The following is a 15131-nucleotide window of genomic DNA, read 5'->3' as shown; positions in this document are numbered from 1 at the left end:
ACGCATCATGGCGGACATCACCACGACCGGCCCCGAGACAGCGCAGCCCGTCGCGCCGAGCCGCTGGCGCGCGGGCGCGAGCCGCGTGGTGGAAGGCCTGATTTCGTTTGCGGTCCTGATGCTGATCATCGAAGGCGGCCTCCGCCTGTTCGACGTGCAGCCCTATGTGTTTCCGACTCCCTCGGCGATTGCGGTCGCGCTCTACGACGGTGTGACCAGCGGCATTTATCTCAACGCCCTGTCCGTCACGCTCACCGAAATCCTCGGCGGCTTCGCCATCGGATCGTTCTGCGGGATCGTGCTGGGCATCGCCATGGTGCAGGTCGCCTGGCTGGATCGGCTGGTCTATCCTTACGTGGTCGCGCTGCAGACCGTGCCCAAGGTGGCGATCGCGCCGCTGATGATCGTGTGGTTCGGCTTCGGCATCTCGTCGAAGGTCATCATCGTTGCGCTGACCTGCCTGTTCCCGACCCTCGTCAACACCATTGCAGGCTTGCGCGCCGTCGACTCCGACCGCATCGCGCTGATCAAGGCGATGTGCGGCTCGCGCATGCAGTTGCTGCGCTACGTGCAGTTGCCGAACGCGCTGCCCTACATCATGGCGGGCCTCAACACCGGCATCGTGCTGGCTGTGATCGGCGCCATCGTCGGCGAGTTCGTCGGCGCCAAGACCGGCATCGGCGTCCTGATCCTGCAGGCGAATTTCGGCCTCGACCTCGCCTCGATGTTCGCCGTGCTGGTGCTGATCGCCATCACCGGCGTGATCCTGAGCTTCATCCTGCGGCAGATCGAAATCCGGCTCTGCTTCTGGAGCGGCAAGGCGACCAAGTAGATCAGGATGCTGTAGTCCGACGTCCTAGGAACCCGGGCAGACTATCTCCGTCACCCTGAGGCGCGAGCGAAGCGAGCCTCGAAGGGCGACGGCCCCAAAAATCCTGGGCCGCATCCTTCGAGGCCCGCCTTCGGCGGGCGCCTCAGGATGACGGATCGGGAGTGCGTTGTTGTGCTACGCCGCCCGCCGAGCCAACAGCGCGCCGTTCTCCAGCTTCACGTCGAACACCTTCAGCTTGAAGCCCGGGCAGTTGACGCTTTTGCCGTCGCGCAGCCGGAACACGTAGTTGTGCCAGCGGCAGCGGATCATGGTTTCGTTGCCCTGCAAAAACGCGTCGTGCAGTGAGCGTTGCTGATGCGGGCAACCGCGCTCGACGCCGCGGAAGCCGTCGCCGATCTTGAACACCAGGATGCGCTCATCGCCGACGCGGGCGAGCGCCGGAAACTCGGCTGTTGCAGGGTTCACGTCATCGAGCAACTGCCAGGCCGGCTCGACAACAGCCTCCGCCGATTGCGGCTCGGGAGCAATCGTTTGATCCGACATCTTACGCCACCATCCGCTGCGTGGAGGCGACCTTGCGCATGCGTTCGAGCGCAAAGCTGCGGTCGAGCCGCAGCAGGAACAGCCCGATCTGCATGCTGAAGGGGTGATCGAGATAAAGATCGAACACCGCGGTCAGCGCGTCGCGCAGCGGGATGTTCTGTTCCTTGCGCACCTGATGGAACGCCGCCTGCAGGATCAGCGCCTTGTCGTAATCCAGCGTCGCGACCGAGAACTCGTCCCAGTGGATCGGCGCGAGCTTGGCGGCCAGCGCGCCGAGAAACGCAATCTGCGGGCCGGTCAGCTTTTTCATGCCCTCCGGCTCGTGGTCCTCGGCGATCTGGATGAGCCAGTTGCGCTCGTCCTGGCAGCGCTCCATGTCGCAATCGATCCGCTCACCGTTCTTGAACGTGATGGTCGGCACGATTCGCGTGTCGAACGGCCGCGTGTGGTTCGTGGTGTCGGTCAGCGTGTAGGCGCCCTTTTCGACCTTGAACACCGTGATGTCGGCCGGCAGGCCGGGCTTCAAAGTGCCCGCGATGTCGGTCATGTGCAGCGCCTTGGCCGGCGCGATCGTCACCTTCTCGATCGCGTCGTTCAGCGACATGCCGAGCTTCATGAAGCAGGCCATGACATTGGCTAGCGAATAGGCCGGCCCCGCGACGTTGAACTGCTGCAGATCCGAGCTGATGATGTCGGGGAAGAAGCCCTGCGCCCAGGCGCGCTCGGCGACTCGCCAGGAGAAGTTGAATCCGCCGAAACCGACATCGAACAGCACGCCGCGGTTCTTCGCCTCCTGCACCACCGGCAGGATCCTGCCGTCGCGATCGAGGATGCCGCAATCGTTGCCGTGATAGATGTGTGTGACGATGTCGCCCGCCTCCGACACCCGGTAGACCTCGTACGCGGAATCGTTGCCCGGCTGGAGCTGATGCTCGCCGATGTGTGCATAGAGCGGCAGGTTGAGAATTTCGGCGAGACCCTTGCCGATCTTGGTCGGGCCATAGCCGTAGCCCGAGAAGGCGCCCACCTTGATGTAGCGAAGAAGGCCGGGATGGGCCTTGTGAAAATCGATCCATTGGGTGATCGGGATGTCGGTCAGCGTGCGGACGTCGGACTCGATGAAGTTCAAACCGAGAATGCCGAGCGGACGGATGTAAGGACCGGCATAAAGCGTGGTCTTGGTCTGGCTGCTGAGCAGCGCCATGAACTCGTCGAGGGTGCCGATCCCGGGACCGCCGGCCTCCACGTACGAGGTCACGCCCTGGCACACGCCGATGCTGTCCGGATCGGCAAAGCCCAAGGTGCCGTAGACGTGGACGTGGATGTCGATCCAGCCGGGCGTAAGATAGGAGCCGCTCAGGTCGATGGTCTTGACGTCGGGCGGCAGTCCCGCAACCGGCCTGATCTTGCCGTTCTCCAGCGCGATATCCCGGATGCCGTCGATTCCCTGGCCGGGATCGATGACATGGGCGCCTTTGAGCAGCAAAGCTTCAGTTGACGAGTGCATCAATACAATCCTTTGGCGAAACGAGCGATTCCACCGGCGCTTGGTACGTTAAGGGGCACGCTAGCAGAATGCTACCGCCTGCAAAAAGAGCGCAGTTCCGCGAGTGTGTTGCTGCAGCCATGTCAAATGGCGGCCGTTCTCACATTGATTTCGGCGGACCGTAAGGCGGGAACTTCTTTCGCTATTTCGCCGTTAAGGACGAATCCGCCGGCAGGCGCAACGTCGAACCGAATTGTCGGAGCGGATCGCGCTCATGTCCCTCGCAGCCACCTCCCCCGTCAGTCGCCCCATCGAGATCGCACAGGAAACGCCGTTCTATGTCGCCACGACCGGGGTCGGCAGCCGGCCGCAATGCTCGCTGAAATCCGACGACACCTTTCTGGTGATGGACAATCACGGCGACATCGGCGCGTCGGAAAACGGGCCAGACGGCCTCTTCCACAATGACACGCGATACCTGTCGCGGCTCGAATTGACGATCAACGATTTCCAGCCGCTGCTGCTGGGCTGCAATGTGCGCGATGACAATTCGGTGCTGGCGGCCGATCTGACCAATCCGGACGTCTTCCGCGACAATCAGCTCGTGCTGCACAAGGACACGCTGCACATCCTGCGCACGACGTTTCTCTGGCGCGGGACGGCGTTCCAGCGGATCGGCATCCGCAATCACGGCAGCCGGCCGGTGCCGCTGCGTCTGGCGGTGCGCTTCGACAGCGACTTCGCCGACCTGTTCGAGGTGCGAGGTCTCAAGCGCGCGCGGCGCGGCACGGCGACCCGATCCCTGGTAAAAGACCGCGAGGTGATGCTGAACTATCATGGGCTCGACGCTGTGACACGCCGCAGCGCGATCCTGTTCGATCCACCGCCGTCGAAGCTCTCCGACAGCGAGGCGCAATACGAGTGTGTGCTGGCGCCCGGCGAAATCACCCGGGTGTTCATCGCGATCGGCTGCGACACGCTGCAAGACATCAAGACACCGTTTTCGCGCGCGCTGATCGGCGCTCATCGCGAGCGACGCGCCACCACAGCCGACATGGCAACGGTCGAAAGCTCCAACGTGCTGCTCAACGAGGTGCTGTGCCGCTCGGCGTCCGATCTCGCGATGCTGCTGACCGAGACGCCGCACGGACCTTATCCCTACGCCGGCATCCCCTGGTATTCGACGACCTTCGGCCGCGACGGCATCATCACCGCGCTGCAGATGCTGTGGTTCGATCCCAAAGTGGCGCGCGGCGTGTTGCGCCGGCTCGCGCATTTCCAGGCCAAGACGGTCGATCCGGCCGCCGACGCGCAGCCCGGCAAAATCCTGCACGAAACCCGCGCCGGCGAGATGGCGATGCTCGGCGAGGTGCCGTTCCGGCTTTACTACGGCACCGTCGATGCGACGCCTTTATACGTGCTGCTCGCCGGCGCTTATCTCGACCGCACCGACGACGTTGCGACCATCAAGGAACTCTGGCCGAATATCGACGCGGCGCTCACGTGGATCGACCGCTATGGCGACATGGATGGCGATGGCTTTCTCGAATACCGCCGCGCCACCGAACAAGGGCTCGCCAATCAGGGCTGGAAGGATTCCTTCGATGCGATCTTCCGTGCCGACGGCAGCCTGGTCGAGGGCGACGTCGCGCTGGCCGAAGTGCAGGGCTATGTGTTTGCGGCAAGGCGTGCGGCCGCGCGTTGCGCACGGCGCATGGGGCTCTTCGACCGTGCGGCGAAGCTCGAGCAGCAAGCGGATGAACTCAGAAGCCGTTTCGAAGCGGCATTCTGGTGTCCCGAACTCAACAGCTACGCGCTGGCGCTCGACGGCGACAAAAAGCCCTGCAAAGTGCTGGCTTCGAACGCTGGCCAGGTGCTGTTCAGTGGCATCGCGAGTCCCGAGCGCGCCGCCAAGGTCGCCGACACGCTGCTCAGCCCGCAGTTCTTCTCAGGTTGGGGCATTCGCACCGTGGCCAAGGGCGCGGCGCGCTATAACCCGATGTCGTATCACAACGGCTCGGTCTGGCCGCACGACAACGCGCTGATTGCGCTGGGCTTTGCGCGCTACGGCCTGAAATCCGCGCTGGCGCAGCTGTTCAAGGGCCTGTTCGACGCCGCGACCTATATGGAACTGCGCCGGCTGCCGGAATTGTTCTGCGGCTTCAAACGCCAGGCGAGCCGCGGGCCCACGCTCTATCCGGTCGCCTGCTCGCCGCAGGCATGGGCCAGCGCCACGCCGTTTACGCTGCTCGAAGCCTCGCTGGGACTGGAGTTCGATCCGGCCAGGAACGAGATTCGGCTGCGCGATCCATGCCTGCCGCACTTCATCGACGATGTGCTGCTGCGCAACCTGCAACTCGGTGAGGCGTGCGTCGATTTGCGGGTGCGTCGCGTCAGAGATCAGGTCGCGCTCGATATCGTGCGCGCACAGGGAAAGATGCAGGTCTCGATTGTGTTGTCGTCCTGAGCGGCAAAAAAAATTTAGCTCCGTCACGATCAAGGCCGGAACAACCGATGCGGTTTGCCGTTCCCCGGCTAGCCATCGTCGGGTGTCGGAGGTATTCATGGGCCATCGTCGCTGGGTTACCACAACAGTCGCAAGCTGCTCCCTCCTGCTGTTTTTGACCGCGGCGAGTTTCATCGTCGCATCCGAGGCGAAGCAATCGCAGCGAGTCCAGAGTTCCCCCAGCACCACGGGCATGGGCACGACCCAGGTCGCAGATGAAGAGACATTGGCGCCCGCAACAGGCACCGATGAAAGCCCGAAAAACAATTCGCCGCTGACCCCGCCGACCACGCTGCTCGACAAAGACGAGAGCCGCGGCATCCTCGGCACTTCGGTGCGCAGCGCCACCAATGAGGACATGGGGCGCGTGGTCGACGTGATCGTCGATCGTTCCGGCACCACCCGCGCCGCCGTGATCGACTTCGGTGGTTTTCTCGGTGTCGGCAGCCGCAAGGTTGCGGTTGACTGGGCGGCGATGCGGTTTGGCAGCGCCAACGGGGTTTCCATCGACCTCACCCGAGACCAGGTGCGGACCGCACCGCAATATCAGGAAGGTAAGCCGATCATGGTTCTGGGCGCCGCGCCCGGATTCGCACAATCACGTATCACTGCGAGAATGCCGGAGCAGTAATCCTGTCGGCGGAACCATCCCGGGGGATTCAGTCCAGGATCGAGGATGGGCCGCGGGGGTCGCCGCGAGCCAAGGAACGTGGCTTACACATTGTTCCGCCCGCCCCGAATGAGGGTGGTCCCGCCTCGACGCCTTCGCGACGGTCAATGCGAGGGCTCGACTGGTTCGTGTTCTGCGTCGCCGACGTGCAGACCGGATTTGGCCCGTTCGTCTCAGTCTATCTGACCACCCAGAAATGGACGCAGACCGACATCGGACTGGTGCTGAGTGTTGCGGGCGTCGTGGCGCTTCTCTCGCAGGTTCCCGCGGGCGTTCTGGTGGATTGGGCGCGCGCCGAACGCGTGGTGGCCGGCATCGCGGTTGCCGTCATCGCGTGCGCAGCATTGACCTATGCGGTCTTTCCGGTGTTTCCGGCGATCCTTGCGGCGGCGACGTTTCATGCGATTGCGAGTTGCGTGCTCGGCCCGGCGATTGCGGCCATCGCGCTGGGTCTTGTCGGCCACGCCGGCATCGGCGAACGGCTCGGACGCAACGCGCGATTTGCTTCAATCGGAAACGGTTTTGCAGCGGCGCTGATGGGCGCTTGCGGCTATTTCTTCTCGGCGCGTTCGGTGTTCTTCGTGACCGCCCTGCTGCTGGTGCCGACCTTGCTGGCGCTGCGCCAGATCGCGCCGCGTGAGATCGTGCCGGAGCAGGCCCATGGCGGGCCGACCGCCCCACGAGAGACGCCGGCGCCGCTCATCAGCCTGTTCAAGGACCGCTCGCTGCTGATCCTTGCCTGCTGCGTCGCGCTCTTTCATCTCGCCAACGCCGCCATGCTGCCGCTGATGGGCAGTGCGCTGACCAGCCGTTCCAGCGACTGGGCCACGATCATGATCGCGATCTGCATCGTGGTACCGCAGATCGTGGTGGCGCTGATCGCGCCTTGGGCCGGCCACAAGGCAAAGGTCTGGGGCCGCAGACCTATCCTTCTGGCAGGCTTTGCCGCGCTTGCTGTGCGCGGCATGCTGTTTGCGAGCGTGACCGACCCGGCCCTGGTCGTGGCCGCCCAGATCTTCGACGGAGTCAGCGCGGTGGCGCTCGGTGTCATGGTGCCGCTGATCGTTGCCGACGTGACGCGCGGCAGCGGCCGGTTCAACTCGGCGCTCGGCATCGTCGGCATGATCGCCGGCATCGGCGGCGCTCTCAGCACGACGCTGGCCGGAGCGGTCACCGATTATATCGGCGCCCATTTCGCGTTTCTGGGGCTCGCGAGCGTCGCCATGCTGGCCTTCCTCGCGGTCCTGCTCTTCCTGCCTGAGACGCGGCCGCAAGAAACGTAATACGAAGCGCAATAAAAAGCTCCCGACCCGATGGGTCGGGAGCTTTTCTAAAGATGAGTGCGCTATTCGGCCGGCATCAACGCAGAGCGACCGTCCGCGACCAGCCGGAGATGCGGATGCTCCTGATTCATCAGGCTGCGATAAGCCGCGAGATAGTCCTGCGCCATCCGTCTCGCCGTGAAGCGCTCCTCGAAACGCGCGCGAATTCGCGAACGTGACAGCTCTCCGAGCCGGTAAGCGGCACCGATCGCGCCCTGCTCATCCTCGCAGATGAAACCCGTTACGCCTTCCTCGATGATTTCGGGCACCGAGCCGCGATTGAACGCGATCACCGGCGCGCCGCAGGCCATCGCTTCGATCATCACCAGACCAAACGGCTCAGGCCAATCGATCGTCACCATGAGACCGATCGCGCCGCTCAGGAACTCCGATTTCTCATGGTCGGCGATCTCACCGATGTATTCGATGTGTTTGCCATCGATCAGGTGCTTGATCTTCTCTTCGTAATATTCGCGGTCGGCGCGATCGACCTTGGCTGCCATCTTCAGCGGAATGCCGACCTCGCGGGCAATGCGAATGGCGCGGTCGACACCTTTTTCCGGCGCAATGCGGCCGAGGAAGGCGAGATAGCCAGGCTTCACGGACTTCGGCGTGAGCAGCTTTTCCGGCAGGCCATGATGGATGGTCCGAACCCATCCCGCATGAGGAACCGGCCGCCGCTGTGCGTTCGAAATCGAGATCACCGGCAGTGTCGGAAACGTCGCGAACAGCGGCTGGTGCTCCGGAAGATCAAGCCGGCCGTGCAACGTCGTCACGAACGGCGTGGCCTGCCGTGCAAAGAGCGAGAACGGATAGTAATCGAGGTGGAAGTGCAGCATGTCGAATTCATGCGCGCGCTGGCGCACGTGTTCCAGCATCATGATGTGCAAGGCATTGGGATCGCGGATCGAGCTGTCGAGGCGCAGCGCGCGCGGCCATGGCGCTTCAAGCTTGGCCGACGTTTGTGAATCTCCGCTGGCGTACAAAGTTACCTCATGGCCCAGCGCCACGAGTTCCTCCGTCAACCAATGCACCACGCGCTCCGTCCCCCCATAAAGCTTCGGCGGAACGGCCTCGGTGAGTGGCGCGATCTGAGCAATGCGCATCAACGTTCTCCTGCTGTGAGCCCCCGCCTCGGCTGCCAAGAGACGCGTCCCCTGAAAATCTCCGTGACGTGCAGGCAGCCAGCGTAATAAGTCGCGAAAGCCAAAATCTTTCAGAGAATTATTTTTGCGTCGCACCGGAACTTATCAGGTGTTTTCTAGTCGTCTTTCAATCTCGCGGAAGTCGGGCTCCGCAACACGCTGCAACATCGAGTGATCAAACCCGTCTCTGAATCCAACAGCTTTCGTCAGTCGCGAGATCAGTCATTCATGGATGAACCACAGCGCCACGCAGACCGCCCTTTCGCCTTCATTCTGTCGTATGTGCGGCGACGAAAAACGTCTCACATCGTCATCGTCGCGGCGATCCTGGCGGCGGTCGCATGCGCCACTGGCACTCAATACGGCGTGAAAAGTCTGGTCGACGCGTTGTCGAGCGCACCGCAAGCGCTTGGCGTCTGGACCGCGTTCGCTCTGCTGGTGTCGCTAATTACCGCCGACAATCTTTTGTGGCGCATCGCAGGCTGGGTCAGCAGTTCCACTTTCGTGTCTGTGACAGGCGATTTGCGGCGCGACCTGTTCCGCCACCTCACCGGCCATTCGCTGTCCTATTTCGCAGAGCGCGGACCAGGAACGCTGTCGAGCCGCATCACGGCTGCTTCAAACGCCATTTTTACGCTGGAGAATTTGTTCATCTGGAACGTGCTGCCGCCCTGCGTCGCAACGGCTGCGGCCATCGCCTTGGTCGCGACTGTGAGCGTGCCGATGGCGCTCGGCTTGTCGCTGTTGTCCGGCATCATGGTGTTGTTCATGTTCCGCCTGGCGGCAGCCGGCCAACCGCTGCATCACGAATTTGCCGACAAGGCCGCCGCCATCGACGGCGAGATGGTCGACGTCATCAGCAACGTGTCGCTGGTCCGCGCCTTCGGCGGACGGCGGCGCGAGCATCGGCGCTTCGATGGCGTGGTCGACCTCGAACTGACAGCACGCCAGCGCAGCCTCCGTTACCTGGAGAAGCTGCGCCTGATCCACGCCAGCTTCACGATCCTTCTGACCATCGGGCTGCTCGCCTGGGCGATCGCGCTGTGGCAGCGCGGCCAGGCGACCACCGGCGACGTCATCCTGGCCTGCACGCTGGGGCTCACCATCCTGCACGCGACGCGCGATCTTGCGGTGGCGCTGGTCGATGCCACGCAGCACATGGCGCGGCTCGCCGAGGCGCTGCCGACGTTGCTCGTGCCCCACGAGATGACCGATCATCCCGAAGCCAAACCGCTGGTGCCGGCCGGCGCCAAGCTCACCTTCGAACGGGTCTCGTTCCGTTATCCGGACGGCCACGGCGTGTTCAACAACTTCAATCTCGAGGTCGAGCCCGGCCAGCGCGTTGGCCTGATCGGCCAGTCGGGCGCCGGCAAGTCGTCGCTATTCACGCTGATGCAGAGGTTCTACGCGGTCCAGGGCGGGCGCATCCTGATCGACGGTCAGGACATTGCCCACATCACCCAGGACAGCCTTCGCGAGTCGATTGCGATCGTGCCGCAGGACGTGTCGCTGTTCCAGCGCAGCGTGATGGAGAACATCCGCTACGGACGTCCCGATGCAAGCGACGACATGGTTCTTGCTGCGGCGCTCGCCGCGCGCTGTGAGTTCATCAACGACCTCCCGATGGGCTTCGACACCATCGTTGGCAGCCGCGGCCTCAAGCTGTCGGGCGGTCAGCGACAGCGCATCGCGATCGCGCGCGCATTCCTGCGCGACGCGCCGTTGCTGCTGCTCGACGAGGCGACCTCCGCGCTCGATTCCGAATCCGAAGAGGCGATCCGTGAGTCTCTCGGCCGCCTGATGCAGGGCCGCACCGTGATTGCGATCGCGCACCGGCTTTCGACCGTGCGCGGCTTCGACCGCATCGTGCTGCTCGAAAACGGACGCGTGATGGAGGACGGCGCGCCCGACCATCTGTTGCGGCGTGACGGGCCCTATCGCCGCCTGATCCGCACGGAACTTGGCCGGCTGAAGCAGACGGCAGCAGCCTAGGGCATGATCCCGAAAGCAGCCTAGGGCATGATCCCGAAAAGTGTGAAGCGGTTTTCGGACAAGATCATGCCCAAACAAGAGAAGAAGCGACGGGTCTGATTCAACGAAATTGAATCAGACCCTAGCCGCGGGTTGACGTCGGCACGTTCGTGCTCCACATTCCGACTATTCCAGGGAGATCCCCGACAAGGGGCTGAGAAACCGCTGGGACCCGCGGCATCGCCGCAGGTTTAGCGCGGAAATCCTTCGAACCTGATCCGGTTCATACCGGCGTAGGGATTGGATTTCGAGCGCCTCCCGGTCATCGAAACTCCAAGCTCTCCGTCGGAAGCTGCGGAGACGACGATGACCTTATACACCGACCGGACGGTCGCACCCGGCGAACGGCTGAAGCCACCGGCGGAGTTGCGCCCCGATAACGCGGGCGCCGCACCCACGCCCCCCGCGCAAGCCGATGTGGCGGTGATCGGCGCCGGCGTGATCGGCTTGTCCATCGCTTGGCGGCTTGCCGGCCGCGGGCTTTCGGTTGCGGTGTTCGACCGCGCCGAGGCCGGAAGCGGCACGAGTTACGCTGCAACGGGAATGCTGGCCGCCGCTGCCGAACACGAGCCCGGTGGCGAGGAGCTGCTGGCGCTGACCCTGGACAGCCAGCGGCAATGGCTGGACTTCCGCACGTCGCTCGAAGCCGACGCCAATGCCACGATCGATTATCGCGACGAAGGCACGCTGGTGGTCGCCCTCGGCCGTGACGAGGTCGAGCGGCTCAGATTTCATCACGAACAGCAGCGGCGCGCCGGCCTCAACACAAGCTGGCTCAACGGCATGGAGGTGCGGCGCATCGAACCGGGCCTGCGCGCGTCTGTCGCCGCCGGCATTTCCTGCCCTGACGATCATCAGGTCGATCCACGACGCGTGGTGCCCGCGCTCGCGTCCGCCTTCGTTCGACGCGGCGGGTTTCTCATTCAAGGACATCCCGTGACGTCGCTCGACATGACCGGCGGGCGCGTCAGCGGCGTTCTCACACCGACCAGACTCTGCCGGGCACGCACCGTGATTGCCGCCACCGGCGCGTGGAGCAATGACGGCGTCCTGCCGCCGACGCTCGACATCCCGATGCGGCCGCTCAAGGGCCAGGCGCTGGCGCTGCGCACGAACCGGCAGACCGGCGCGCCGCGCCACGTGATCTGGACTGAGCAGATCCATCTCGCACCGAAGGGCGACGGACAATTGATCGTCGGCTCGACCATGGAAGACGCTGGCTTCAATCCGGCGATCACCGCCGGCGGCGTTCTGGCGTTGCTCGAAGGCGTGCATCGCGCACTGCCGTCAAGCGAGGAGATGGAAATCGAAGCCGTGTGGTCGGGCTTCCGGCCGACCACCGACGACGATGCGCCGATCATCGGCGAAAGCGGCATTCCGGGGCTGCTGCTTGCCACCGGCCATCACCGCAACGGCATCCTGCTCGCACCGGTCACAGCGACAGCGATCGAGCAGTTGATCATGGACGCCGCCACCTCCGGCGCGGCCAGTCAGTTCGGCCTCGCGCGCTTTCAAAGAGACAGCACAACGATGGCGCAAATCGCGGGAGCACGGCGATGATCCTGACCGTCAACGGCGAACAGCGCGAGACCATGTCGGGCAATCTGGCCGAGCTGTGGCGCGCGGAAACCGAGCACCTCGATCTCGAGAGCCCCAAGGGCTACGCCATCGCGCTCAACGGCGCGCTCATTCGCAAGGACCAATGGCAGCACACCACGATCACCGACGGCGATCGCGTCGAGATCGTGCGCGCCATGCAAGGAGGCTGACATGAACCAAGCCGATCCACTGATCATCGCGGGCGTGTCGCTCGGCTCGCGGCTGTTTCTCGGCACCGCGGGCTACCCCAACCAGCGCATCATGGCCGATGCGGTCGTGGCGAGTGGGGCCGAGGTCGTCACCATGTCGATCCGGCGGATTTCGCTCGACCGGCGCGGCTCCGACACCATCAATCTGCTGAAAGGCTATCGCTTCCTGCTGAACACCGCGGGCTGCGAGACCGCGCGCGATGCGGTGCTGACCGCAGAGCTCGCGCGCGAGGCGCTCGACACCAACTGGATCAAGGTCGAGGTGATCGGCGATCGTGAGACGCTCTATCCCGATGTCGCCGAATTGCTGGAGGCGACAAGGCAGCTGGTCGATGCGGGATTCGTCGTGTTGCCCTATTGCACCGACGACCCGGTGGTATGCCAGCGGTTGGCCGACGCAGGCGCCGCGGCCGTCATGCCGATGGGCTCGCTGATCGGCTCCGGCATGGGCGTGGCAAACCCGGCCAATCTCGAATTGATCTGCAGAAGGTCGAACGTGCCGGTGATCGTCGATGCCGGCATCGGCACGGCGTCGGATGCAACCATCGCGATGGAGCTCGGCGCTTCGGCGGTGCTGCTCAACACCGCGGTCGCAAAATCCGACAATCCCGTGCTGATGGCGCGCTCGATGCGGCATGCGGTGGAAGCCGGCCGGCTGGCGTATCAAGCTGGGCGCATTCCGCGCCGAGCCCGCGCCGAGCCGTCGAGTCCACAATTGGGGTTGGTCGGCTCGTGACGGCGCTGCCCTCGCCACTGCTGGTGGTGACCGATCGACATTTGGCGCGGCGCTCCCTGGAGGACATCGTGCGCGACGCCATCGCTGGCGGCGCGCGATGGTTCTGGTTGCGCGACCGTGACCTCGCGCCTGCGGAGCGGAAAGCGCTGGCTTTCCAGTTGGGCGAAATCGTGCGTCGCGCCGGCGGCTGCCTGTCGATCGGTGCGGATATCGACCTCGCGGCGGACGTGGGCACCGGCGCGGTGCATGTGCGCGAGATCGCCGATATCGCCCGCGCAAGGCAGGCGCTCGGCTCGTCGGCACTGATCGGGCTCTCCGCCCACAGCGTGGCAGATGCAGCGAATGCGAAACACGCGGGCGCGGACTACGTGACGCTCAGCCCGATCCATGAGACGGCGAGCAAGCCCGGCTACGGCCCGGCGCTCGGCGCCAGCGCGATCGAACAGGCTGCGCGGAGCGGTATCGCGATCATGGCGCTCGGAGGGATCGACGCCCACAACGCCGCGGCCGTGCGAGCAGCCGGCGCATCCGGCGTCGCCGTCATGGGCGGCGTCATGCGATCGGAAAATCCGCGGCGCTCAATTGAGGCGTTGCTCGCCGCGCTCTGCACAGAGCACGTCGGCAGCTGACTTGACGTAAGGCTTGCCCACGCTGGAGTATGCAGTCCGAGCAAAAACGGACGAGCCGGACCGCAATGCCGATCGACAAGCGCGCCGCCACTGCGGCCGAAGCTCTCGCCGATGTCTCCGATGGCGCGACCGTCCTCATTTCGGGTTTTGGCGGTGCGGGCTTTCCCAATGTGCTGATCCGGGCGCTGCGCGATCGCGGCCCGAAAGACCTGACGCTGGTGGTGAACTCGGCGACGCACCGCTATTCGCTGACCCACGAGCTGATCGAGGCAGGCCTCGTGCGCAAGGTGATCTGCACGGCCGCACGAGGGCATAGCAAGGACCCCTCGCCCTTCGAACGGCAATGGACGGAGGGCAAGATCGAGCTCGAATGCGTGCCGCAGGGAACCTTCACCGAGCGTATCCGTGCGGGTGGCGCGGGCATTCCAGCTTTCTACACGCCGGTCGGTTTCGGCACGGAGCTCGCCAAGGGTAAAGAGGTGCGGAACTTCAAGGATCGCGACTACGTGCTGGAGCATGCGCTCACCGGCGACGTGGCGCTGATCCGCGCCGACGCCGCCGACTGCTACGGCAATCTGTCATTTCGCTACGCGCAGATGAATTTCGGGCCGGTGATGGCGACCGCCGCCAGGCTCGCGATCGCCGAGGTCCGCGCCGTCTTGGACGAGCCGATGCCGCACGATCAGGTGCGGCTGCCGGGCGTCTACATCGATCGCGTCGTGGCGGTGGCGTCATGACCGTGCAGCCGCTCAACCGTTTGCAGATCGCCTGGCGCACCGCGCAGGACGTCGAAACCGGCATGCTGGTCAATCTCGGCCTCGGCATGCCGGTTGCGGTCGGCGACTATCTGAAGCCTGGCGTCGACGTGTTCATTCAGTCCGAGAACGGCGTGGTCGGCGTCGGGCCGGTCGCGCCGCCCGACAAGATCGACACCGATCTGGTCGACGCCGGAAGCAGGCGTGTCACGCTGCGGCCTGGCGCGTCGTTCGTCGACTCGTCCTGGTCGTTCGCGATGATCCGCGGCGGTCATATCGACGTGGCGGTGCTCGGCGCCTTCGAGGTGGCGGCCAATGGCGATCTCGCCAACTGGGACATGCGTATTCCCAATCGGGGCCCGCTGGTCGGCGGCGGCATGGACCTCGCGGCCTGCGCCGGTTCGGTCTGGATCGTCATGGAGCATGTGACGCGCAAAGGCGCGCCGCGTCTCCTTGAGACCTGCACGCTGCCCCTGACGGCCGTGCGCTGCGTCACGCGCGTTTACACGGATCTGGCGGTGATCGACGTGACGCCGAAAGGTTTCGTGGTGCGCGAGATGCTCGACGGGCTGAGCGAAGCGGACCTGCGGGCGCGCACCGGCGCGCCGCTGACCTTTGCGCCGGACTGCCGGCCGCTCGCAACGCCGGCCATCGCCTTGCCGGACTGA

Annotated in this window: 14 protein-coding genes and 1 riboswitch; of the genes, 11 read left to right on the top strand and 3 right to left on the bottom strand. The window is 64.5% G+C overall.

What is annotated here, in order from left to right; translation table 11 throughout:
- The first annotated feature begins 7 nt into the window (after nt 1-7).
- A complete protein-coding gene (locus RHPLAN_RS11885; protein ID WP_068017772.1) occupies nt 8-832 on the top strand; it encodes an ABC transporter permease in 825 nt (274 codons plus the stop codon).
- 174 nt (nt 833-1006) lie between these two features.
- Here RHPLAN_RS11885 and RHPLAN_RS11880 read toward each other — a convergent pair whose 3' ends face one another.
- Nucleotides 1007-1375, bottom strand: coding sequence for a Rieske (2Fe-2S) protein (locus tag RHPLAN_RS11880; RefSeq protein WP_068017768.1), 369 nt, complete (start codon nt 1373-1375; stop codon nt 1007-1009).
- 1 nt (nt 1376) lies between these two features.
- Nucleotides 1377-2882 carry an amidohydrolase/deacetylase family metallohydrolase gene (locus RHPLAN_RS11875; protein ID WP_084244753.1) on the bottom strand — a complete coding sequence of 502 codons (1506 nt, stop codon included), beginning with the start codon at nt 2880-2882 and terminating at the stop codon, nt 1377-1379.
- Nucleotides 2883-3135: 253 nt separating this feature from the next.
- Here RHPLAN_RS11875 and RHPLAN_RS11870 point away from each other — a divergent pair, with 253 nt between their 5' ends.
- The 3 genes from RHPLAN_RS11870 (at nt 3136) to RHPLAN_RS11860 (ending at nt 7320) form a co-directional block, all read left to right on the top strand.
- Nucleotides 3136-5328: an amylo-alpha-1,6-glucosidase gene (locus RHPLAN_RS11870; RefSeq protein WP_068031070.1), complete on the top strand. Its 2193-nt coding sequence runs from the start codon at nt 3136-3138 to the stop codon at nt 5326-5328.
- 97 nt (nt 5329-5425) lie between these two features.
- Nucleotides 5426-5998: a PRC-barrel domain-containing protein gene (locus RHPLAN_RS11865; protein ID WP_084244751.1), complete on the top strand. Its 573-nt coding sequence runs from the start codon at nt 5426-5428 to the stop codon at nt 5996-5998.
- Between the two features lie 146 nt (nt 5999-6144).
- Nucleotides 6145-7320, top strand: coding sequence for an MFS transporter (locus RHPLAN_RS11860; RefSeq protein ID WP_084244749.1), 1176 nt, complete (start codon nt 6145-6147; stop codon nt 7318-7320).
- Between the two features lie 62 nt (nt 7321-7382).
- Here RHPLAN_RS11860 and RHPLAN_RS11855 read toward each other — a convergent pair whose 3' ends face one another.
- Complete coding sequence (locus RHPLAN_RS11855; RefSeq protein ID WP_068017756.1) at nt 7383-8465, bottom strand: glycosyltransferase family 4 protein; 1083 nt, start codon at nt 8463-8465, stop codon at nt 7383-7385.
- A 267-nt stretch (nt 8466-8732) separates the two neighbouring features.
- On the opposite strand from RHPLAN_RS11855, the gene RHPLAN_RS11850 reads away from it, so the two are divergent.
- The 7 genes from RHPLAN_RS11850 to RHPLAN_RS11825 all read left to right on the top strand — a co-directional run bounded on the left by RHPLAN_RS11850 (nt 8733) and on the right by RHPLAN_RS11825 (nt 15131).
- Complete coding sequence (locus RHPLAN_RS11850; RefSeq protein ID WP_068017753.1) at nt 8733-10496, top strand: ABC transporter ATP-binding protein; 1764 nt, start codon at nt 8733-8735, stop codon at nt 10494-10496.
- A gap of 163 nt (nt 10497-10659) precedes the next feature.
- Nucleotides 10660-10793, top strand: a riboswitch (TPP riboswitch).
- A 48-nt stretch (nt 10794-10841) separates the two neighbouring features.
- Nucleotides 10842-12095 (top strand): glycine oxidase ThiO, encoded by a 1254-nt coding sequence (thiO, locus tag RHPLAN_RS38345; RefSeq protein ID WP_084246514.1) that lies wholly within the window; start codon nt 10842-10844, stop codon nt 12093-12095.
- Nucleotides 12092-12304, top strand: coding sequence for a sulfur carrier protein ThiS (gene thiS / locus RHPLAN_RS11845; protein WP_068017747.1), 213 nt, complete (start codon nt 12092-12094; stop codon nt 12302-12304). The genes thiO and thiS overlap by 4 nt, the downstream gene beginning before the upstream one ends.
- Before the next feature lies 1 nt (nt 12305).
- Nucleotides 12306-13079 carry a thiazole synthase gene (locus RHPLAN_RS11840; RefSeq protein WP_068017744.1) on the top strand — a complete coding sequence of 258 codons (774 nt, stop codon included), beginning with the start codon at nt 12306-12308 and terminating at the stop codon, nt 13077-13079.
- A complete protein-coding gene (locus RHPLAN_RS11835; RefSeq protein WP_068017740.1) occupies nt 13076-13708 on the top strand; it encodes a thiamine phosphate synthase in 633 nt (210 codons plus the stop codon). Before RHPLAN_RS11840 ends, RHPLAN_RS11835 begins: the two co-directional genes overlap by 4 nt.
- 71 nt (nt 13709-13779) lie before the next feature.
- The gene (locus tag RHPLAN_RS11830) at nt 13780-14445 is read left to right on the top strand and encodes a CoA transferase subunit A (protein ID WP_198165068.1); all 666 of its coding nucleotides are present in this window, start codon (nt 13780-13782) and stop codon (nt 14443-14445) included.
- A complete protein-coding gene (locus RHPLAN_RS11825; RefSeq protein ID WP_068017729.1) occupies nt 14442-15131 on the top strand; it encodes a 3-oxoacid CoA-transferase subunit B in 690 nt (229 codons plus the stop codon). The genes RHPLAN_RS11830 and RHPLAN_RS11825 overlap by 4 nt, the downstream gene beginning before the upstream one ends.

This window comes from Rhodoplanes sp. Z2-YC6860 (assembly GCF_001579845.1).
Lineage (GTDB): Bacteria > Pseudomonadota > Alphaproteobacteria > Rhizobiales > Xanthobacteraceae > Z2-YC6860.
The sequence above is the reverse complement of the archived record's forward strand: the minus strand, read 5'-3'. Positions and strand labels throughout refer to the sequence as shown.

Bases quoted from the DNA above. Each gene is read 5' to 3' on its own strand.
- RHPLAN_RS11885 (WP_068017772.1), top strand. From the start codon at position 8: ATGGCGGACATCACCACGACCGGCCCCGAGACAGCGCAGCCCGTCGCG.
- RHPLAN_RS11880 (WP_068017768.1), bottom strand. From the start codon at position 1,375: ATGTCGGATCAAACGATTGCTCCCGAGCCGCAATCGGCGGAGGCTGTT.
- RHPLAN_RS11875 (WP_084244753.1), bottom strand. From the start codon at position 2,882: ATGCACTCGTCAACTGAAGCTTTGCTGCTCAAAGGCGCCCATGTCATC.
- RHPLAN_RS11870 (WP_068031070.1), top strand. From the start codon at position 3,136: ATGTCCCTCGCAGCCACCTCCCCCGTCAGTCGCCCCATCGAGATCGCA.
- RHPLAN_RS11865 (WP_084244751.1), top strand. From the start codon at position 5,426: ATGGGCCATCGTCGCTGGGTTACCACAACAGTCGCAAGCTGCTCCCTC.
- RHPLAN_RS11860 (WP_084244749.1), top strand. From the start codon at position 6,145: ATGCGAGGGCTCGACTGGTTCGTGTTCTGCGTCGCCGACGTGCAGACC.
- RHPLAN_RS11855 (WP_068017756.1), bottom strand. From the start codon at position 8,465: ATGCGCATTGCTCAGATCGCGCCACTCACCGAGGCCGTTCCGCCGAAG.
- RHPLAN_RS11850 (WP_068017753.1), top strand. From the start codon at position 8,733: ATGGATGAACCACAGCGCCACGCAGACCGCCCTTTCGCCTTCATTCTG.
- thiO (WP_084246514.1), top strand. From the start codon at position 10,842: ATGACCTTATACACCGACCGGACGGTCGCACCCGGCGAACGGCTGAAG.
- thiS (WP_068017747.1), top strand. From the start codon at position 12,092: ATGATCCTGACCGTCAACGGCGAACAGCGCGAGACCATGTCGGGCAAT.
- RHPLAN_RS11840 (WP_068017744.1), top strand. From the start codon at position 12,306: ATGAACCAAGCCGATCCACTGATCATCGCGGGCGTGTCGCTCGGCTCG.
- RHPLAN_RS11825 (WP_068017729.1), top strand. From the start codon at position 14,442: ATGACCGTGCAGCCGCTCAACCGTTTGCAGATCGCCTGGCGCACCGCG.